This window comes from Paucibacter aquatile (assembly GCF_002885975.1).
GTDB classification, from domain to species: Bacteria; Pseudomonadota; Gammaproteobacteria; order Burkholderiales; family Burkholderiaceae_C; genus Paucibacter_A; species Paucibacter_A aquatilis.
The window spans coordinates 101,124-119,868 of record NZ_POSP01000003.1 but is presented as its reverse complement, the minus strand read 5'-3'; the positions used below and the strand labels follow the sequence as shown (position 1 = coordinate 119,868).

The window sequence follows — 18,745 nt, the reverse complement described above, 5'->3', positions numbered from 1 at the left end:
ATATTCTGTTGAAAAAGTCGCTGATCGGCTCGAAGGCGACGTTGCGGAAGGGAAGGCGAAGGCGCTCAACTCACCTTTTCTTCGTCTGAACCAGGTCTTTCGACCCGGTTTTGAGGTTAATCGATGGGGTTTCGCCTCAAGCGGGCGTAGCTGTGCCTTGAGTTGGTGGACCTTGCGGCACCCGCATCGCCAAACGACGCAGGTTTTGTACTGCCGCAGCCATCGTGAACTCGTCCATCGCGCCACTAAGTCCTCGCAGGCGCAAGCGATCCAGCCGCAGGATTCGCTTCAGGTGGGCAAACAGCATTTCCACCTTCTTGCGTTGGCAACGTGAGCGCTCGTACTGTTCGGTGGTGGCAATCTTGCGCCCTACGTCCCGTGCGGCTTCGTGAACGCTGCGAACGATCTTGCGCATAGGGGTGGTGGGGCAGCAGCGCTGCTTCTCGGGGCAGTTGGCGCAATCTTGTTGGCTCGCACGGTAAATCACAGTGTCGGCCTTGGTGATGTGACTGCGCTCAATCTTGAAGACTCGCCACTGGCTGCGCAGCGGGCGACCTTGTGGGCAGGTGTATTCCTTGGCCTGCTCGTCCCAAGTGAACTCGTTGCTTGAGAGCGTGCCGTCATCGCGCTGCGTGCGATCCCAGACGGGCACATGGGGTTCGATGCCCTTTTCGTCCACCATCCAACTCAGCATGGGCGCCGTGCCGTAGGCCGTGTCGCCGATCAACCGCTCGGGCTTGAGGCCGAACTGCTCCTGCACTCGATCAACCATCAGTTTGGTCGACTCGACCTCGGCGGTGCGGTGGGCCGGCGTGGCCTGGACATCCATGATCACGCCATGCTCGGCATCGATGAGGTAATTCGTCGAGTAGGCGAAGAACGCGGGGCCGCCCGTCGCCGCCGTCCAACTTGCTTGTGGGTCGGTCAGCGAAATCTTCTTGGCTAGGACCTTGCCAAGGGCTTCGGCATCTAATCCTTCCAGGTACTCGCGCACGGCGCGTGTGCTCAGTGCTGGATCTTTCCAGTCAACCGACTCGGTGCCAGCCACACCACGCTGGCTGCTGGCATCGGCCTCCACGATGCTGGCATCTACTGCAAAGCCCTCAGCCTTGACGAGGCCGGCTGCCATACAGCGACGCACGACCTCATCGAACAACCAACGGAACACGCCGCTGTCACGGAAGCGCCCATGGCGATTCTTCGAGAAAGTGGAGTGATCGGGTACGGCGTCTTCCAGGCTCAGTCGGCAGAACCAACGGTAGGCCAAGTTCAAGTGCAACTCCTCGCACAGGCGGCGCTCGGAGCGGATGCCATAGCAGTACCCGACGACCAACATGCGCAGCATCAACTCAGGGTCGATGGACGGGCGGCCGATCTGGCTGTAATGCTCGGCCAGGTGCTCACGCAGGCCAGCGAAGTCAAGGCAGCGATCAATGCCGCGCAGCAGATGATTCTGGGGAATGTGGTCTTCGAGGTTGAACGAATAGAACAACCGATCTTGCCCGCTCGCTTGTCGTCCCATCATCTCGGCGCCCTCCAAGATTCGACCGGCTAACACTCAAATTGTACGGTGCACAAGCGGGTCGAGGTAGGGACTTTTTCAACAGAATAGGCACAGAGCAGCCCTTGGTTTTGCTCGTGAGGCCCTGCAGCCCGTGCCGCCACCGGACTCATGGTTCCGGGGTCGGCCCTGACGGGCCGACTTCCCTGCGCTGCTCGCGCCTCGGGGCTGGCGCATAACTCACTTCGCTCCCTGCGTTCGCTTCGTTCAGACAGAAGCGCCAAGTCAGAACTTGAAGCGCACGAGTACGTGCACGCCCCGAGGCGCTGCGCTGCTCGGCCCGGCACAAATCGCCCGGCAGCGGCACGGGCTGCAGGGCGCTTGCATCGCGGTCGATGTGCCCCATCAACGGTGAAACACGCCACCTCCGGAGGTGGCTCGGCCCACCGACTGGCGATTTGTGCGCGGCCGAGGGCGCAGCGGAGCGGCTCAGGCGCGTGTACTCACGCGCTTCAAGCTCTGACTCGGCGCCACTGTTTGACCATAGTGAGCGCAGCGAACGGAGGGAGTTTGGCGCCGCTGAGCCGCGCAGTGAGCAGCGAGGGAAGTCGGCTCGAAGAGCCGACCCGCGAACCATGAGCCCGGCGGCGGGACGAGACACCGAAGCGAGAAAGATCAAGACAGCGGAGGTCCGCAAAGTGCCGAAACCCGCCTCACAACGATGACGCCAACATAGCCAGATAGTCCTCCCGCGTGGCCAGGCGCGGGTTGCTGCGGTGGCAGTGGTCGGCCAGGGCGCCGGTGACAACGCGTTCGAACATGCCCGGGTCCACGCCCAGTTCGGCCAAGCCGGCCGGTAGGCCCAGGCGCTGGTTCATGGCCAGCACGGCCTCGGCCAGCGTGTGGCCGGCCGGGTCGCAGTGGCCCAGACCCATGGCTTCGGCCATGCGCAGCAAACGCCATTCGGCCTGCATGCTGGGAGCGCTGGCGTTGAAGCGAATCACGGCGGGCAAGAGCAGGGCGTTCAGACAGCCATGGTGCAGGCCGGGGTCCACGCTGGCCAGGGCATGGCTGAGCGAGTGCACGCAGCCCAGGCCCTTCTGAAAAGCCATGCCGCCTTGCATGCTGCAGCTCATCATCTGCCAGCGTGCTTCACGGTCCTGGCCGTTGCGGGTGGCGCGCTCCAGATGCGACCAGCCGCGGCGCAGGCCATCGAGGGCGATGCCATCGGCCGGCGGGTTGACCGCGGCAGACATGAAAGTCTCCATGCAATGCGCGATCGCGTCCATGCCGGTGGCAGCCGTCAGGCGCGGCGGCAGGCTCAGGGTCAGCTCGGGGTCGCACAAGGCCGCTCGCGGCATCAGTTCCTGGCTGTGAAAGCCCAGCTTGCGGCCATCCTCCACCGTGATCAATGCGCCGCGCGCGACCTCGCCGCCGGTGCCGGCGGTGGTGGGCACGGCGATCACCGGCGCCGTGGCCTTGCTGATGGACAGGCTGCCGCCTTCGATGGTGGCAAAAGCCTTGAGCGGCCCCGGATGGGTAGCGGCAATGGCCACGCCTTTGGCAAGGTCCATCGGTGAGCCGCCTCCAATGGCGATCAGGCCATCGCAATAGTGCTTTTTGTACTGCTCCACCGCGCGCCGCACCGCCGCTTCATTGGGGTTCGGGGGTGTCTGGTCGAACACGGGCGGCGGATGGGTGCCCCACGCTGCCAGAGCCCGCGTCAGCACCCCGGCAGCGCGGACTCCGCTGTCGCTGATCACCAGCGGGCGCAGCATGCCCACACGTTGACATTCCTGAGGCAAGAGCGCGGCGGCGCCGAACTCCAAATGCACCTGGGTCAGATATTGGATCAATGGCATGGCGGGCCTCCCTGGCTGCGCTGCAGGTGATCGTGTCCGCCAGTGTGCGTCGAGGCAGGCCAATGGGCAAAGGCCTTTTGCCAACAGAGGTGAGAAAGTGATGCGCCTTTCGGCGGTGCACCCCATAAAGTTCACTGTGGGACGTCCGAAAAGCCGTTATTGCGTGCCGGTCGCTCGCGTCTGAGCGCGGCTTTCTTGCTGAGCCGAGATGCGCCTGCTCAAGTGGCGACGCCTCGTGTCACCCAGGGAGTAACTACATGCCACGCTGCCCCTACGTTTCTCGCATGGCCCGATGGCTGGCCTTGATCGGCCTTGTGCCGGCCGCCATGACCGTCCAGGCCGGGCGCCCACTGTCCAGCGATGACGCCGCCACCGCGCCAGTGGGCAGTTGTCAGCTCGAAGGCTGGGGCGAGAAAGCCGGATCCAGCCGGGCCTGGGTGCTGGCCCCGGCCTGCGGCCTGTCCGAAAGCCTGGAGATCGGTGGCGACTACAGCCGCCCCCAACCTCGCGATGAGATTCGGGGCGAGGCCAGCGTCGCCGTCAAGTGGGTGCCCAAGAGCTGGCAGGTCCCGACCGCCTGGGGTTCCTTGAGCTTTGGCCTCAAGGCCGGCCTGAGCTTCGAGCGCCCGGTGAGCAGCGGCTGGCGCCGCAGTGCCAGCGGTGTGCTGGGCCTGGCCACGCTGGCGATCAGCGAGGAGGCGGCGGTTCACCTCAACATCGGCCCGCACAAAGAGCGGGCCAGCGGCCAGACCGGCACCGTGCTCAATCTCGCCGGTGTCTGGGTGCCCGATCCGCGCGCGCTGCTGTTTGCCGAGATCCAGACCAATGACCGCCGCGCCTTGCTAGGGACCACGGTGCGCACGGTGGGCGGCCTGTGGTGGCTGAGCCCGGACAAGCTGGGCCTCAGCCTCACCGCCAGCCGCCAGAGCGGCAGCTCGCAAACCTTGTGGACGGCAGGGTTTGGCTGGTACGGCCTGGAGTTTTGAACCCTGCCCAGCGGGAAAAGCCGCCAGGCCTGCGAAAATACCGGGTTAACCCCTGGAGCCCTTGTTGAGCCGCACCCACTTGTTGACGCCGCGCATGGCCGGCGTGCTGGAGAGAATCCATCGCGCCAAGCGACCGGCCTTTCACAGCCTGAGCCCCAAGCAGGCCCGCATCGCCTACCTGATGGGCGCTGAGATCCTGGACCTGCCGCGCGCGCCGGTGGCGCGGGTGGAGAACGTGCAGGTGCCCGGTGCCGAGGGCCCGCTGGCCGCCCGCCTGTACGCGCCGCAGACACCCGATGAGGCCCGCCTGCCGGTGCTGCTCTACCTGCACGGCGGCGGCTTCACCATCGGCAGCATCGACACCCACGACAGCCTGTGCCGCCAGCTGGCCCTTCGCAGCGGTGTGGCGGTGCTTTCGCTCAACTACCGACTGGCACCCGAACATCGCTTCCCGGCCGCGGTGGATGATTGCTGGGCGGTGATGCGCTGGCTGGCGGAGAACGCCGGCAGCCTGGGCCTGGACGGCCGCCGCCTGGCCGTGGGCGGCGACAGTGCCGGCGGCACGTTGGCCGCGGTCTGCGCCCTGCATGCGCGCGACATCGGCCTGCCTCTGGCCCTGCAGCTGCTGATCACGCCGGGCACCACGGCCCATGCCGACACCGCCTCGCACAAGCTGTTTGCCAACGGCTTTCTGCTCGACGCCGCGTCCATCGCCTGGTTCTTCGACCACTACATCGACCACGCGCACAAGCGCGACTGGCGCTTTGCGCCGCTCGAGGCGCCCGACCATAGCGATCTGGCTCCGGCCTGCGTGCTGCTGGCCGAATGCGACCCGCTGGTGGATGAAGGCATTGCCTATGCCGATCTGCTGCGCGCCAACGGCGGTCAGGTGCAGCTGGAGCTCTATCGCGGCGTGACCCATGATTTCATCAAGATGGGGCGTACGATCCCGGAAGCGCTGAACGCGCTGGACGCCTGCGGCCTGGCCCTGCGTGAGGCGCTCCAGTCTTGACGGCGCTCAGCGCCTGCCTCCCCGCCTGCGTCCGCATCGTCAACTGATTCACCACAGCCCCTCGCTCACCTCATGAAATTGCAAGACTTCCGATTCTTCGAGCCGCTGCGCGTGCGCTGGGGCGAGATCGATGCCCAGCAGGTGGTCTTCAACGCCCACTACCAGAACTACTTTGATGTGGCCGTGGGCGGCTACTGGCGCGGCCTGGCCTTGCCTTACATGGAAACCATGGATCAGCTGGGCGGCGATCTGTTCGTGCGCAAGGCCACGCTGGAGTACCTGGGATCGGCCCGTTATGACGACCAGCTCCGCATCGGCGTGCGCTGCGAGCGCATCGGCCACAGCTCGCTGCAAATGCTCTGCGCCGTGTTCCGCGGCACCGAGCTGCTGGTGCATGGCGAGCTGATCTATGTGTTCGCCGATCGCGCCAGCGCCTCACCGCGCGAGGTGCCGGCCGAGCTGCGCAGCCTGATCGAGGGCTTCGAGGCCGGCGAGCCGGTGGTGGAGGTGCGGGTGGGCAGCTGGGCCGAGCTGGGCGCCGAGGCGGGTGCCATCCGCCAGGCCGTGTTTGTCGATGAACAAAAGATCCCGGCCGAGATGGAATGGGACAGCGCCGACGAGAGCTGCGTCCACGCCGTGGCCTTCAACCGCTTCGGCCAGGCCCTGGCCACCGGGCGCCTGCTCGAGCATGTGCCGGGCGTGGCCAAGATCGGCCGCATGGCCGTGCTGCGCAGCATGCGCGGCAGCCGCATCGGCCGCGAGGTGCTGGAGGCCTTGATGCAGGCCGGCCGCCAGCGCGGCGAACGTGAGGCGGTGCTGCATGCCCAGCTCTCGGCCGCGGGCTTCTACACCCGCGCCGGCTTTGTGCAGCGCGGCGCCGCCTTTGAGGAGGCCGGCATCGGCCATGTGGAGATGGTCAGAGCGCTGTGAACAGCTCGCGGTGGCGCAGGCCCTGAACAAAGGGCGCCATCACCACCGCCACCCGCGCTTCCAGCGCGAGCGGGTCGGCAAGCCCCGGGCCGTAAATCTCCATCCAGGTGGGCAGGCTGATGTCGCTGTCCTGGCGCTGCATCACGCGCAGTGCCTCGACCGCCTGACCCTCGGCCGCCAGTTCGGCACGCAGGGCCTGGAACGCCGCCAAGGCCGCGGATGCGTCGGCGGCGCGCAGGCGGTAATAGACGAAGATTTCGGTGGCGGGTATGTGCATGGCCGCGCTCATTCCAACGACTTCAGCTCGTAGGGCAGGGCGCGCGGCTGCAGGCGAGGGCCGTCCGGGCCGCCCAGATGCAGGCTGCCGCTCTCCAGGGCGGCGATCTTGGTTTCAGCCAGGATCAGGCTGCGGCCATCGTCGCGCACGGCGGCCAGGGCCACCAGGCCGGCCGGTTGACCCGGGTCTTCGCTGTGAAAGATCTCCTGGCCGGCTTGCGCCGCGCCCTGCAGCTCGTACAAGAATGTCCGGCGCTTGAGGGTGCCGCGGTACTGGCTGCGCGCCACCACCTCCTGGCCGGGGTAGCAGCCTTTCTTGAAGTTCACCCCGTCGAGCAGCTCGAGGTTGAGCATCTGCGGCACGAACTGCTCCTGCGTGGCCGCCTGCACCCAGGCCAGGCCAGCCTGCACCTCCAGCCAGGCCCAGTCCTGCGCGTTCAAAGTCGGCAGGGCTGGCGCTGCCGCAGCGGCAGGCTGGATGCGCAACCAGCGGCTGTGGCTGGCCACATCTGGCAGGCGGATGCGTGCGCCCTCGCCGTCCTCGCCGTCCTCGCGGCTCAGGGCCCAACGCGCGCCGTCCTGCGGCTGCGCGATCTCGCCCCAGATCGCCCACTCGGCGCTGGCGTCGCTGAGCTTGCATTTGGCGCGCAGCACGAACATGGACAGGCGCTTGAGGATGGCCGGCAGCAGAGCGGCCGGCAGGGCCAGCAACACGTCATGCTCGCCTTCGCGCCAGCCCAGCAGGGTGGCCAGCAAGCGGCCCTTGGCTGAGCAAAAACCGGCCAGACGGGCCTGATCCGGGCCCAGCAGGGCGAAATCCTGGGTCAGCTGGCTGTGCAAAAACTTGGCCGCGTCTTCGCCTTGGGCGCGGATCACGCCCCAGTCGGTCAGGCGCAGCGCTGCAGAAGCGGGCAGGGAGAGGGTGGTTTCGGGCAAGGTCGTCATGCCCCCGATTATCATCAGCGCCCGAATCAGAGCGGCCGGGCAAGGGCATTGATGGCGAGCAGCAAGACAACAAACGCAAAGCGGAACAAGGCCATGGGTGCCAAGGGCAGAGGCCGGCGAGGGCACGGTGCTGGCCTGTTGACCTGGATCGTCGCCCTGTTGCTGCTGACCCTGCTGCTGGCCGGCGGCGCCGCCGCTGCAGCCTGGTGGTGGCTGCAAGCGCCCATGCAGCTGCGCAATCCGACGGTGGAGCTGTCCATCGAGGCCGGCAGCTCACCGCGCGAAGTGGCCCAGGCCTGGGCGCAGGCCGGCGTGGCCGAAGACCCGCGCCTGCTCTACCAATGGTTCCGCTGGTCCGGCCAGGCGCGCCAGATCCGCGCCGGCAGCTATGAAATCCACCAGGGCGCCACGCCGCGCGAGCTGCTGGCCAAGATGGTCCGTGGCGACGAGGTGCTGGAGCAGCTGCGCCTGATCGAGGGCTGGAATTTGCGCCAGCTGCGCGCCGCCCTGGCCCGCGCACCCTCGCTCAAGCAGCAGACCGCCGGCTGGACCGAGGCCGAGCTGATGGCCGCCCTGGGCGCGCCGGGTCAGGCCGCCGAAGGCCGCTTCTTCCCCGACACCTACGCCTACAGCCGCGGCGTCAGTGACCTGACCGTGCTCAAGCGGGCCTATGCCGCCATGCAGCGCCGCCTGGACAGCGCCTGGGCCGGCCGCAGCGAGGGCCTGCCGCTCAAATCGCCGGAAGAAGCCCTGATCCTGGCCTCCATCGTCGAAAAGGAAACCGGCGCGCCGGCCGACCGGCAACTGGTGGCCGCGGACTTCATCAACCGCCTGCGCATCGGCATGCCGCTGCAGACCGACCCCACCGTGATCTACGGCCTGGGTGAGAAATTCGACGGCAATTTGCGCAAGCGCGATCTGCAGACCGACACGCCCTTCAACACCTACACCCGCGGCGGCCTGCCGCCCACGCCCATCGCCATGCCCGGTGTCGCGTCGCTTCAAGCCGCCCTGCATCCGGCACCCAGCCGGGTGCTGTACTTTGTGGCCCGCGGCGACGGCAGCAGCGAATTCAGCGAAGACCTGGCCGCGCATAATCGCGCGGTCAACAAATACCAGCGCGGGCGCTGATCTCCAGGCCGCCCCGAGAGAGAGAAAGAGAAGTTCCCGCCCGTGAGCCCTGTCGCCCCCACCACTGCCCGTTTCATCAGCTTTGAAGGCATCGATGGCGCCGGCAAGTCCACCCATATCGAGGCCCTGGGCGAGCGCCTGCGTCAGCGCGGCGCCGATGTCGTGCACACCCGCGAGCCCGGTGGCACCGAGCTGGCCGAGAGCCTGCGCGAGCTGATCCTGCACCGCAGCATGGACAGCCTGACCGAGGCGCTGCTGGTCTTCGCCGGCCGGCGCGACCACCTGCAGCGCGTCATCGAACCCGCCCTGGCCACCGGCAAGACCGTGCTTTGCGACCGCTTCACCGATGCCAGCTTTGCCTACCAGGGCGGTGGCCGCGGCATGGATCTGGCCGTGCTGGGCACGCTGGAGCACTGGGTGCAAGGCACCCGCCAGCCTGACCTGACCCTGTGGTTCGACCTGGACCCGGCCATTGCTGCGCAGCGCCGTGCTGCCGCGCGCGAGGCCGATCGTTTCGAGCAGCAGGACCTCGAGTTCTTCACCCGCGTGCGCGCCGGCTATGCCGCCCGCGCCGCGAGTGCGCCGCAGCGCTTTGCCCGCATCGACGCCGGCCTCTCGGTTCCTGAGGTGGCCGCACAGATCCATGAGCTGCTGGAGGCGCGGGGATGGTGAGCGAGGTCCTGAATGCCGCTGGCGAGGCCGGCAGCCAGCCGCTGCCCTGGCTGGCCGAGCCGCTGCGCCAGGCCCTGGCCACGGCGCGCTCCCATGCCTTGCTGGTGCAAGGCCCGGCCGGCGTCGGCCAGCTCGATCTGGCCTTGCTGCTGGCCCAGGCCTGGCTGTGTGAGGCGCCGCTGGAGGGCGGCTTTGCCTGCGGCCACTGCGCCAGCTGCAAGCTGCTGCATTCGCACACCCACCCCGACTTCATGCTGCTGCTGCCCGATGCCTTGCGCGAGCAGTTGGGCTGGGGCGGCGAGGCCGAGACCGGCCGCGACGGCGAGCCCAAGGCCAGCAAGACCAAGCCCAGCCGCGAGATCAAGATTGAGGCGGTGCGCCAGATGCTGTCCTTCGCCCAGGGCACCAGTTCGCGCGGCCGCGCCAAGGTGGTGGTGGTCTATCCGGCCGAAGCGCTCAACACCGTGGCCGCCAATGCCTTGCTCAAGACCCTGGAAGAACCCAGTGGCAGCCTGCGCTTTGTGCTGGCCAGCAGCGCGCCGGAAAGCCTGCTGCCCACCATACGCAGTCGCTGCCAGCCTGTGCCCCTGGCCTTGCCGCCGGCCGGGCCCTGCCTGCAATGGCTGAAGACCCAGGGCGTAGAGTCGCCCGAGGTGCTGCTGGCGGCCGCCGGTGGCCGGCCTCAAGAGGCGCGCGATTGGTTCGAGGCCGGCCTGCGCGCCCAGGCCTGGACCCAGCTGCCCCAGCGCCTGGCCCGCGGTGAGGCCGCCGCCCTGGCGGACTGGTCACAGCCGCGTGCCATCGATGCGCTGCAGCGGCTCTGCCACGACCTGCTGCGCAGGGCTCACGGCGCGGCACCGAGCTACTTCCCGGCGGAGTCCCTGCCCAGCCCCAAGCTGGCCGGCCCCTTGCATGAGTGGGAGGCGGTGCTGCGCCGCGCCGCCCGCCATGCCGAGCATCCGCTCAATGCCGGCCTGTTGATGGAATCGCTGTTTGCCCAGGGGCAGCAGGCGCTGCAGGCGGCCTCGCGCAGCGGCGCGGCGCGGCGCGGCTGAGCCCGCAGTCGATAGGCAGGCCTTCGCTACACTCGCGCCATGGACAATTCCTCAGCCAAACCCGCCCTGGGCGGCCTGACCACCTCGCTGGGCGCTGCGGCCGGTGCTGCTGCGCCGGCTGCGGCCAGCGCCGGCCCGCGTCCCAGCGTGATCCAGCTGGTGTTCCGCGAGAAAGGCGCGCTCTATGCGGCCTATATGCCGCAGTTCCTCGACGGCGGCCTGTTCGTGCCGACCACGCGCGAGTACCGCCTCGGTGAGGATGTCTACCTGCTGCTGGCCTTGCCCGAGGACAATCAGCGTTATCCCGTGGCCGGCAAGATCGCCTGGCTGACGCCGGCCAATGCGCCGGGCGGCCGCACGCAGGGCGTCGGTGTGCGTTTTCCTGCCGATGAGAAAAGCCGCCTGATCAAACTGCGCATTGAAGAAATCCTCGGCACCCAGATCTCGTCCGCCAAGCCGACTCAAACCATGTGAGCGGCGGGGCCCGGCCCCGTGTTCGCCTCGCGTGCTGCATTCCCGCTGTACTCCTTGCCGCACTCCTTGTTTCCTCCATGTTCATCGATTCCCACTGCCACCTGAGCTTTCCTGAGCTGAACGCCCGCCTGCCCGAGATCCTCGGTGAGATGGCGGTGGCCCAGGTGGAGCAGGCCATCTGCATCTGCACCACCATGGAAGAGTTCCCCAAGGTGGCGGCGCTGGCGGCCGAGCATCAGGTGCTCTGGGCCACGGTGGGCGTGCACCCGGACAACGAAGACGTGCACGAGCCCAGCGTTGACGAGTTGGTGGCCGGCGCCCAGGCCCCCAAGGTGGTGGCCATTGGCGAAACCGGGCTGGACTACTACCGCCTGAACGGCCGCAGCATCGAGCAGGACATGGAGTGGCAGCGCGAGCGCTTCCGCACCCACATACGCGCCGCCCGCCAGGTGCGCAAGCCTCTGGTGATCCACACCCGCAGCAGCGCGGCCGACACCTTGCGTGTGCTGGACGAGGAGGGCGGTGAACAGGCCGGCGGCGTGTTTCACTGCTTCACCGAAAGCCTCGAGGTGGCGCAAGCCGCCGTGGAGCGCGGTTACTACATCTCCTTCTCGGGCATCCTGAGTTTCAAGAACGCGCAGGACCTGCGCGATATGGCCAAGGTCCTGCCGATCGAGCGCCTGCTGATCGAGACCGACAGCCCTTATCTCGCCCCCGTGCCCTACCGCGGCCGAACCAACAGCCCCGCCTATGTGCCTCATGTGGCGGCCGCGCTGGCGGCGGTCAAAGGCATGAGCATCCCCGAGCTGGCGGCCCAGACCTCGGCCAACACGCGCCGCTTGTTCGGCCTGGTCTGAGCGAGCGTGCTGCAGATGGTCAAGCGCTGGGCTGGCTGGGTGCTGCTGCTGGCCGCACTGCATTCGCTTGCCAAGGCCGCCCCAATCGATGACCTGGTCCTGGCCGCCGAACTCGACAACGGCCGCGAGATCATGACCCTGCTGGTGCGCGGTGTGGACCCCAATGCCAGCGACGGCCGCGGCCGCAATGCTCTCGAAGTGGCCTTGCGCGAGGGCTCCAGCCGCGCCTTGGACAGCTTGCTGAGCCACCCCGGCACCGATGTCAACCGTGCCAATGCCGCCGGCGAAACGCCGCTGATGCTGGCCGCCATCAAGGGCCGGCTCGATTGGGTCAAGAAGCTGGTGGCCCGCGGTGCCCAGATCAACAAAGAGGGCTGGACGCCGCTGCACTACGCCTGCAGCGGCCCGGACAAGGGCGTGGCCCTGTGGCTGCTGAGCCAGGGTGCCCTGCTGGACGCCCGTTCGCCGAACGGCAGTACGCCGTTGATGATGGCCTCGCGCTACGGCGCCATGGACCTGGCCGAGGCCTTGCTGGCCGCCGGTGCTGACCCCAGCTTGCGCAATGCCCAGGAGCTCTCGGCCCTGGAGTTTGCGCGTGCGGCCGAGCGCAGCAAGCTCGTCGCCGCCTTGCAAAAGGCGATCCAGGGCATCGCGCCCAAAGCCCCTTGATGACGCCGGCTGGCGTGTTTTTCTGCTGTTTTTCAGGCCGCTGGGACGCGGTGTTCGCAGCAAGCACCTAGGAATTTGTCTGACAAGGACTTTGGGGCGCAGCCGACTGTGAGGCCGAGGCTCGGGCTTCTACAGTGGCATCCATGCTGAGACGCGAACGAAGCCCCTGAGGGGCCCGCAGCGACTCCCAACGCCACAAACCCACGGACACCCCAGCGCTTCGCGCGTCCGAACCGAGACGGAGCCCCATCATGATCAACGCCAAGCACCTGAACCTCAGCAGCCCCTTCGCCATGCTGATCGACCCCGAGCGCGTGGTCCGTGCCATGGAACATTCCGAACGCCTGAATCGCCTGCACAGCCGCGTCTACCGCCCGCTGGACAAGCCCCTGATCGCCAAGAGCGCGGTCGCCTCGGCCGACTTTGACCGCCAGATCGAAGAGGCCGCCGACGAAAGCGACGACGGCCTGGACGTGGTCGGCAGCTGCTGAATCGGCCCCAGCCCGGCTCAGGGCTGTGGTGCAGCGCTGGGTGCCGCCGCGGCAGGAGAACCCGCCGGACGGCCGCTCAGCAGCTCCAAGCGCGCCAGCTCGGCGCGAAACTTCTCCGCCTCATCTTCCGCCCGCACCGCCTGCAAGCCCAGCACCGGATCGCCCAGCAGGGCTGAATCGATGCGAGATCGGCCCAGGAATCGGCGCACCAGCTCATGCCCCAACTCCTGCAGCTGGCGGTTCTTGAGCTCGGCCTCACTCAAGGCTCGGCTGCGCCCCTCCAGCAAAGCCACCAGGCCGAGATTGGCCTGCTCGCGCTCGCTCGCCAGCCGGCGTGCATCCATCAGCTGGGTTTGCAATGCCTGAGCGCGTTCTTGCTCGGCGCCGTGCTCGCCACGGGCCTGGGCCAGGCCCTGGCGCAATTGGTTCAGCTCCTCCTGAGCCGCGTTCAGCGCCTGCTCCCTGGCGCGCAACTTGGCGGCATGAGCGCCGATCTGCCCGCGCAGGGCCGCTGATTCCTTGCTGGCCTCGCCGGCGGCAGCCTCGGCCTTGGCCTTTTCGGCCTGCAGGCTGCTTTGCTGTTCCTGCGCGGCGCGCAGTGCGGATTGCGCGCGGCGCAAGGCCTCGCGTTCCTTGCTGGTCTTGCTGTCCTGCGCTTGTGCACCAGGGCTGAAGATCAGCAGGCCGGACAGGGCGGCCGCAACCAGCCGCGCAACCGGGGCCGGCTTGAATGGGTGATTCGGTGTGCGCATGATCGGGCGGTCAGAAGCGGGCGTTGAGGTCGAGCTGGAACACATCGATGCGCAGCGGCGCACTGCTCAGATTGCCGCTCAGTGAGGCGGCATCACCGGGCACGGCCAGGTAGCGCACGCCATCGTCGAGATTGCGGGTGCTGGTCCAGCGTGCATTCATCCAGAAGCGCGTGTCCAGGGCATAGCTGCCACCCAGCGACCAGCCCTTGTAATTGGTGCCGCCGAGGTGCCAGGTGGTGTCGGTGAAGCCATCGACCCAGGCATCGCGCTCGACAAAACGGAAGGCGGCAAAGGCCTGCCAGTCGCCCCGTCGGGCCAGGGCCGCACGGCCGATCTGGGCTTTGGCCTGCAGGGCCTGGGTCTTGGCCAGCAAGGTGTTGGGCTTGTCGCGCGAGTCGCTGAGGCTGACGCCGGCGCGGGCCTGGATGTCAGACAGGCTGAAGCCGGTGTTCTTGATCCAGTCCATGCTCAGGGCCAGGCGGGTGGAAGCAAAGTTCTCCAGCGTCAGGCCTGCTGTGACATTGATGGGGCGGAACTTGGAGGCCAGGCCCCAGGTTGGCGCGGCCACGCTGGTCGGGTCGTTCAGATTGATCAGCGTGTTGCCCTTGAGGCGCACCGAGCTCGGGTACTGTGAGCTGAAGTAGGCACCCGTGCCGGCGCGCGGGCCGCTGGGCGGCGGGCTGCTTTCGCGCTGGCCTTCGATGTGGCGGAACTCGTAGGCCGCCAGGCCCAGCTTGAGCTGGGCACCGCCGCCGAGCGAAATGTCGCCGCCAATCTGGCCGCCGAACAGCCATTTGTCGCGCGTGCTGCCCGCGAACTCTTCCAGCGGGAAGGCGCCCAGGCTGGCAAAGACCGAGCGCTGCGGCGCGAAGCTGTGCTTGAGCTGGGCGGCCACGCCGTCGAAGGCCATGTCCTCGGGCCAACTCAGGTCGCTGCTGTAAAAGGGGTTGGGCATGCGGCCGAAGTCGGCGGCCAGCTTGTTTTGGAACCACTCGGGCTGCCAGCGCAGCCAGGCGCGGTCCAGGCCCAGGGCATAACGGTTGAACTGATTGCCCAGGGTCTGCGAGGTCGAGGTGGGGCCACTGCTGCTGCCGCCGCTGCTCAGGCGCAGGCCGGTCTGCACCTGGTCGCTGAGCTTGGCGTCGACTTCCAATCGGGCGCGCAGGGTCATGCGCTGGCGGTCCAGCGTGGTGTTGCTCAGGTCCGGCGCCCAGGCCGGCGAGCTGGTCTGGGCTCGGAAGATCTCGGCGGGCACATTGCTGTCGGCCATGTACTCCTTCTGAGCGCGGGCGCGCACATCGCCGCCGACGCGCACGCGGCCCAGCCACTCGGGCAGGGCGTCGGGCTCGCCCCAGCGCTCCTTGCGGGCCTGGGCCAGCACCTCGGTCTTGATCTCCTCGCGCATCTGCAGCCGGGTGCTCTCGGGCACATAGGGGATGCGCAGGACCTTGGCCGCCTCGGGTGCTGCGGCGGCCGTGGCCACGGGTGCTGTGTGGGCTGCCTGGGCGCCGGCCTGCTCGGCCTGGCGCTTGATCGCATCGGCACGTTCGCGGGTCAGCAGGCCTTGGCTGACCAAGGCGTCGATCAGGGCCAGGGTGGTGGCCCGCAGCTGGGCCAGCTGCTGGGCTTCAGATGAAGCCAGCGCAGGTGCCGCCGTCTGGGCCTGTGCCGCAGGCAGGGCCAGCAAGGCGGCCAGCAGGCTGGCGCTCAAGCCCGCGGGGCCAGAGAAACGAAGTGAGGAGGAAGGCATGGTGGGGCTGCTGATAGACATCTGGGGTTGGAAGCTCAGGCGAGCGGTCGCACGCTGAGCTTGAATCGCATCGGTTGGGCCAGCGCGGTGGCCGGCGGCGGCGGCAGCTTGAACTGGCGCGAGGTTTCGTCGAGGGCGCTGCGCAGGGCCAGATCGCCCGCGCTGTCGCCGCTGGGTTGCAGCTCGAAGCGCTGGATGGCGCCGTCCTGGGCCAGCCAGATCGAGAAGGTGGCGGTCAGCTGTTCGGCCTCGGACTTGAGCCGGCGCTCGATCTCGTCGCGCAGCAGCTGGCGGGCCGTATTGGCGTAGAAGCGCTCCTGCGCCCGATCGGACTGGGTACCGCCCGCACCCGCCGCTGGGGCGCCGGTGCTGGGCGCGCCGCCGGCATAGTCCTTGCTGACCGCGCCGGCACCAAAGGCGCTCGGGCCGTCGCCCGCAGCACCTTCCATCTTCAGCGGCTCGTTGGCGGCCTTGGGCGCCTCAGCCTGCTTGAGCGGCTCTTCGCGGGGCGCCTGCTTGCTTTCATCCTTGGGGGGCTCGGGCTTCTTCTCGTCCTTGGGCGGTGGCGGGGGCGGCGGCGGGGTGTTGGGCAGGATGGAGATCTTGGCCACCTGGCGCTGCGGCTTGTGGTCGTCGCTCTTCAGCGTCTTGACCACCACCAGCGTTCCGCCCACGAGGGCGATCAAGCCGGCGGCAATCAGGCCGCGAATCAGCCAGGCCCGGCCGGGCTTGTCATCGAGATGGTCTTCGGCGAGTCCGCTCATGGCTGGGTTCCCTTCTTCCTCAGTTACCGATGCGGGCCGTGACCAGGCCCATATTGACCTGCAGCTTGTTGCACAGGTCCACCACGGCGACCACATGCGCATACTGCGAACGCGCATCGCCCTTGATCGCCACCGACATCTGCGCGTCGCGCGCCTTGGCCTGCAGCAGGCCTTGCTCCAGCTCGTCTTCACTGACGCTGGCGCCGTTCATCAGGAGCCGGCCCTCGGGCGTGATCTGCACGATCACCAGCTCGTGCTTCTCGACGCTGGGCTTGTTGCTGGGCTTGGGCATGCTGATGTTCAGGCCTTGCACCGAGGCGGTGGTCATCAGGATGAACACCACCAGCAGCACATAGGCCAGGTCCAGCATGGGCGTGACGTTGATGGTGTCGTAGGGTTTGACTTCGTTCTGGACTTGCATTTCGAGCCCTCCAGGCCTTCAGCCTGCACTGCGTTTGGTGACGAGGCCGATCTCGGTGATGTCCAGCTTCTTGGCAATCTCCAGCACCTCCATCACCCGCTCGTACTGCGCTGCGGCGTCGGCCTTGAGCACCACCGGCAAGGCCGGATTGGCGCTCTTGTACTGGGCCAGGCTGCTGCTGAGCTGCTCCATGCTGACCGGGAAGGCATCCAGGTAGACGGCGCCATCGGCGGTGATGGTGATGGCGCGCGTTTGCGGCTTGGCCAGATTGTTGGCCGCCTGGGTTTGCGGCGAGTTGACCCGCACGCCCTGTACCGAGGCGGTGGTCAGGATGATGAAGGTGACCAGCAGCACATAGGCCAGATCCAGCATCGGCGTGATGTTGATGTCGTCGTAGGGCTGGTTGTCGTTCTTGACGTCGGCGGCCATGGCTCAGTCTCCTGACCTCAGATTTCAGCGGGCACCGTAGAGTTCGGCCGCGCGGGTGATGAACTCGTCGATGAAGATCTGCATGTCCGAACTGGTGTTCTTGATGCGCGAGGCCAGGTAGTTGTAGGAAAACAGGGAGGGGATGGCCACGCCCAGGCCCGCCACCGTGGCCAGCAAGGCCGAGGCGATGCCGGGAGCGATGGCGTTCACATTGACGTCGCCGGCCTGCGCAATCGCGGCGAAGGTGATCATCACGCCCACCACGGTGCCCAGCAGGCCCAGGAAGGGGCCGCCCGAGATGGCGATGGTCAGCATCACCATGCCGCCGTTCAGGCGCGCGTTTTCGCGCACATAGTCGGCATCCACCGAGGCCTTGACTGCGTCCATGGACGCGCCGCTCAGCGGCGCCGCACCGTCCTGCCCGGCTTTGCGCTTGGCCAGCTCACGCACGCCGGCCTGGTAGAGGCGGAACAAGGGCGATTCGGCATGCGCGCCGCCTTGCTCCAGATGCAGCAGGTTGTCGGTGGCGTCGCGGAAACGCTTGAGGAAGGCGCGATTCGCCTGATCGATGCGGCCCATCAGGAGGCCCTTGGCCACCGAGATCCAGATCGCGATCAGCAGCATCAGGCCGCAGATCACGATCACGACCCAGGCGTCGGCGGTCAGGTTCTTGATCAGGATGCCCATATAGCCGTGGCTCTCGCCCTCGGCTGCTGCGGCGTCTTCGCGCTGGGCACTGAGCAGCTTGCCTTGGGCACCTTGCGCGCCGGCACTGATGGCCAGCCAGGCATTGCTGCGCGCGCTGGCCGAGATTTGCAGCTCATCGGCCAGGCCGCGGGCGCCGTCGCCCAGGCTCAGCGTGCTGCCCAGGCTGGGCAGGGCGGAGGCCGCGGCATCCGCGACCACCGCACCATCCAGCAGCAGGGCTGCCTTGCCCGCGCCCACGCGCAGGCCCAGCTGGGTCCAGCGGCCCACCGTCAGCTCGCCACCGCGCAGCTCGCTGCCGCCTACCGAGGCGCGCAGCTGGCCGGCCTGCACCGCGATCTGCAGCCCGCCCCATTGCAGCAGCTTGGCCGAGGCCACATCGTCCAGCTTGACCCAGACGCTCAGGCTCAGCTGCGCGGCATCCAGCAGCGGCTTGTCGGCCACCGGCAGCTGCACGGCACGGCCCTCGAGCTTGAGGCTGGCAGCCAGCAGGCCGTTGGGCTCCACCACCACGAGTCCAGCCTCGCGGCCCGGGCTGCCCAGGTGATCGGCGCCGGGCTTGGTGATGTCGCTGAAATGAAAGGCCGACACCAGGGCAGCATCAAATCCGCCCGCGGGGCTGGCTTCGCCCGCGGCGACCTTGCTGTTGCCGGCGTAGACGTAGAACTGGTTCTTGTCGCTGCCCGGCAGCACGCTGGGCAGCTGCACCCAGAGCACGGCCAGCTCGTTGACGCTGTCAAAGCGCTCGAGGCTGAACTTCAGCGGCGTCTTGTCGTCGGCGGCCAGCACACGCAGGTCCGAGCCGTCTTCCTTGGCCGAGGCAAAGTCGAAGTTGCCCGAGTGCAGGCGCACGGCCACAGGCACTGCCGAGGCGGCCTCCTGCGTGGCCAGGCCCTGGTCCGTGGTGTTGAGGGTGATGCGGGTGCGCTGCGTCCACTCGGCATTCCACCAGGCCTCGGAGGTGGCCGGCAGGGCCGCGCTCAGGGCCAGCAGCAGGGCGGGGATCAGATGGGTTTTCATGCGTTCGGTCCGAAGTGTCATAACTCTCAAAAGGATCAGGCCT

20 protein-coding genes are annotated in these 18,745 nt (G+C 67.7%); 10 read left to right on the top strand and 10 right to left on the bottom strand.

The window, feature by feature from the left end; all coding sequences use genetic code 11:
- Positions 1 to 136 precede the first annotated feature (136 nt).
- Both C1O66_RS03920 and C1O66_RS03915 read right to left on the bottom strand, forming a co-directional pair.
- On the bottom strand, positions 137 to 1,525 hold the full coding sequence (locus C1O66_RS03920; RefSeq protein WP_102769448.1) for a transposase: 1,389 nt from the start codon (positions 1,523 to 1,525) through the stop codon (positions 137 to 139).
- Positions 1,526 to 2,214: 689 nt separating this feature from the next.
- Positions 2,215 to 3,363, bottom strand: coding sequence for an iron-containing alcohol dehydrogenase (locus C1O66_RS03915; RefSeq protein WP_102766696.1), 1,149 nt, complete (start codon positions 3,361 to 3,363; stop codon positions 2,215 to 2,217).
- 284 nt (positions 3,364 to 3,647) lie between these two features.
- On the opposite strand from C1O66_RS03915, the gene C1O66_RS03910 reads away from it, so the two are divergent.
- The 3 genes from C1O66_RS03910 to C1O66_RS03900 all read left to right on the top strand — a co-directional run bounded on the left by C1O66_RS03910 (position 3,648) and on the right by C1O66_RS03900 (position 6,291).
- The gene (locus C1O66_RS03910; RefSeq protein ID WP_102766695.1) at positions 3,648 to 4,349 is read left to right on the top strand and encodes a hypothetical protein; all 702 of its coding nucleotides are present in this window, start codon (positions 3,648 to 3,650) and stop codon (positions 4,347 to 4,349) included.
- 94 nt (positions 4,350 to 4,443) lie between these two features.
- Positions 4,444 to 5,361, top strand: a complete 918-nt coding sequence (locus tag C1O66_RS03905; RefSeq protein ID WP_102766694.1) for an alpha/beta hydrolase — start codon at positions 4,444 to 4,446, stop codon at positions 5,359 to 5,361.
- Between the two features lie 72 nt (positions 5,362 to 5,433).
- A complete protein-coding gene (locus tag C1O66_RS03900) occupies positions 5,434 to 6,291 on the top strand; it encodes a YbgC/FadM family acyl-CoA thioesterase (RefSeq protein WP_102766693.1) in 858 nt (285 codons plus the stop codon).
- On the opposite strand, the gene C1O66_RS03895 is transcribed toward C1O66_RS03900, so the two are convergent.
- On the bottom strand, positions 6,278 to 6,568 hold the full coding sequence (locus C1O66_RS03895; protein ID WP_165794464.1) for a DUF4936 family protein: 291 nt from the start codon (positions 6,566 to 6,568) through the stop codon (positions 6,278 to 6,280). The two genes, C1O66_RS03900 and C1O66_RS03895, sit on opposite strands and share 14 nt — an antisense overlap.
- Positions 6,569 to 6,576: 8 nt before the next feature.
- On the bottom strand, positions 6,577 to 7,512 hold the full coding sequence (ygfZ, locus tag C1O66_RS03890; protein ID WP_243392698.1) for a CAF17-like 4Fe-4S cluster assembly/insertion protein YgfZ: 936 nt from the start codon (positions 7,510 to 7,512) through the stop codon (positions 6,577 to 6,579).
- A 138-nt stretch (positions 7,513 to 7,650) separates the two neighbouring features.
- Here ygfZ and mltG point away from each other — a divergent pair, with 138 nt between their 5' ends.
- The 7 genes from mltG to C1O66_RS03855 all read left to right on the top strand — a co-directional run bounded on the left by mltG (position 7,651) and on the right by C1O66_RS03855 (position 12,861).
- Positions 7,651 to 8,643 (top strand): endolytic transglycosylase MltG, encoded by a 993-nt coding sequence (gene mltG, locus C1O66_RS03885; protein WP_394341019.1) that lies wholly within the window; start codon positions 7,651 to 7,653, stop codon positions 8,641 to 8,643.
- Between the two features lie 42 nt (positions 8,644 to 8,685).
- Positions 8,686 to 9,315: a dTMP kinase gene (tmk, locus tag C1O66_RS03880; RefSeq protein ID WP_102766690.1), complete on the top strand. Its 630-nt coding sequence runs from the start codon at positions 8,686 to 8,688 to the stop codon at positions 9,313 to 9,315.
- Positions 9,309 to 10,370, top strand: a complete 1,062-nt coding sequence (gene holB, locus C1O66_RS03875; protein ID WP_102766689.1) for a DNA polymerase III subunit delta' — start codon at positions 9,309 to 9,311, stop codon at positions 10,368 to 10,370. Before tmk ends, holB begins: the two co-directional genes overlap by 7 nt.
- Before the next feature lie 39 nt (positions 10,371 to 10,409).
- The gene (locus tag C1O66_RS03870) at positions 10,410 to 10,844 is read left to right on the top strand and encodes a PilZ domain-containing protein (protein WP_243392697.1); all 435 of its coding nucleotides are present in this window, start codon (positions 10,410 to 10,412) and stop codon (positions 10,842 to 10,844) included.
- A 77-nt stretch (positions 10,845 to 10,921) separates the two neighbouring features.
- Positions 10,922 to 11,701 (top strand): TatD family hydrolase, encoded by a 780-nt coding sequence (locus tag C1O66_RS03865; RefSeq protein WP_102766688.1) that lies wholly within the window; start codon positions 10,922 to 10,924, stop codon positions 11,699 to 11,701.
- 15 nt (positions 11,702 to 11,716) lie between these two features.
- Positions 11,717 to 12,370 (top strand): ankyrin repeat domain-containing protein, encoded by a 654-nt coding sequence (locus tag C1O66_RS03860; RefSeq protein ID WP_243392849.1) that lies wholly within the window; start codon positions 11,717 to 11,719, stop codon positions 12,368 to 12,370.
- A gap of 251 nt (positions 12,371 to 12,621) precedes the next feature.
- The gene (locus C1O66_RS03855) at positions 12,622 to 12,861 is read left to right on the top strand and encodes a hypothetical protein (protein ID WP_102766686.1); all 240 of its coding nucleotides are present in this window, start codon (positions 12,622 to 12,624) and stop codon (positions 12,859 to 12,861) included.
- 17 nt (positions 12,862 to 12,878) lie between these two features.
- On the opposite strand, the gene C1O66_RS03850 is transcribed toward C1O66_RS03855, so the two are convergent.
- From C1O66_RS03850 to C1O66_RS03825, 6 genes are read right to left on the bottom strand one after another with little or no spacing between them, the layout of a single operon-like run.
- On the bottom strand, positions 12,879 to 13,613 hold the full coding sequence (locus C1O66_RS03850; RefSeq protein WP_102766685.1) for a hypothetical protein: 735 nt from the start codon (positions 13,611 to 13,613) through the stop codon (positions 12,879 to 12,881).
- Positions 13,614 to 13,623: 10 nt separating this feature from the next.
- Complete coding sequence (locus C1O66_RS03845; RefSeq protein ID WP_165794463.1) at positions 13,624 to 15,363, bottom strand: putative porin; 1,740 nt, start codon at positions 15,361 to 15,363, stop codon at positions 13,624 to 13,626.
- Positions 15,364 to 15,398: 35 nt separating this feature from the next.
- On the bottom strand, positions 15,399 to 16,127 hold the full coding sequence (locus C1O66_RS03840; RefSeq protein WP_165794462.1) for a TonB C-terminal domain-containing protein: 729 nt from the start codon (positions 16,125 to 16,127) through the stop codon (positions 15,399 to 15,401).
- 19 nt (positions 16,128 to 16,146) lie between these two features.
- Positions 16,147 to 16,548 carry an ExbD/TolR family protein gene (locus C1O66_RS03835; protein WP_102766682.1) on the bottom strand — a complete coding sequence of 134 codons (402 nt, stop codon included), beginning with the start codon at positions 16,546 to 16,548 and terminating at the stop codon, positions 16,147 to 16,149.
- 18 nt (positions 16,549 to 16,566) lie between these two features.
- Positions 16,567 to 16,977 (bottom strand): ExbD/TolR family protein, encoded by a 411-nt coding sequence (locus C1O66_RS03830; protein ID WP_102766681.1) that lies wholly within the window; start codon positions 16,975 to 16,977, stop codon positions 16,567 to 16,569.
- A gap of 24 nt (positions 16,978 to 17,001) precedes the next feature.
- On the bottom strand, positions 17,002 to 18,702 hold the full coding sequence (locus tag C1O66_RS03825) for a DUF2341 domain-containing protein (RefSeq protein WP_102766680.1): 1,701 nt from the start codon (positions 18,700 to 18,702) through the stop codon (positions 17,002 to 17,004).
- Between the last annotated feature and the right edge of the window lie 43 nt (positions 18,703 to 18,745).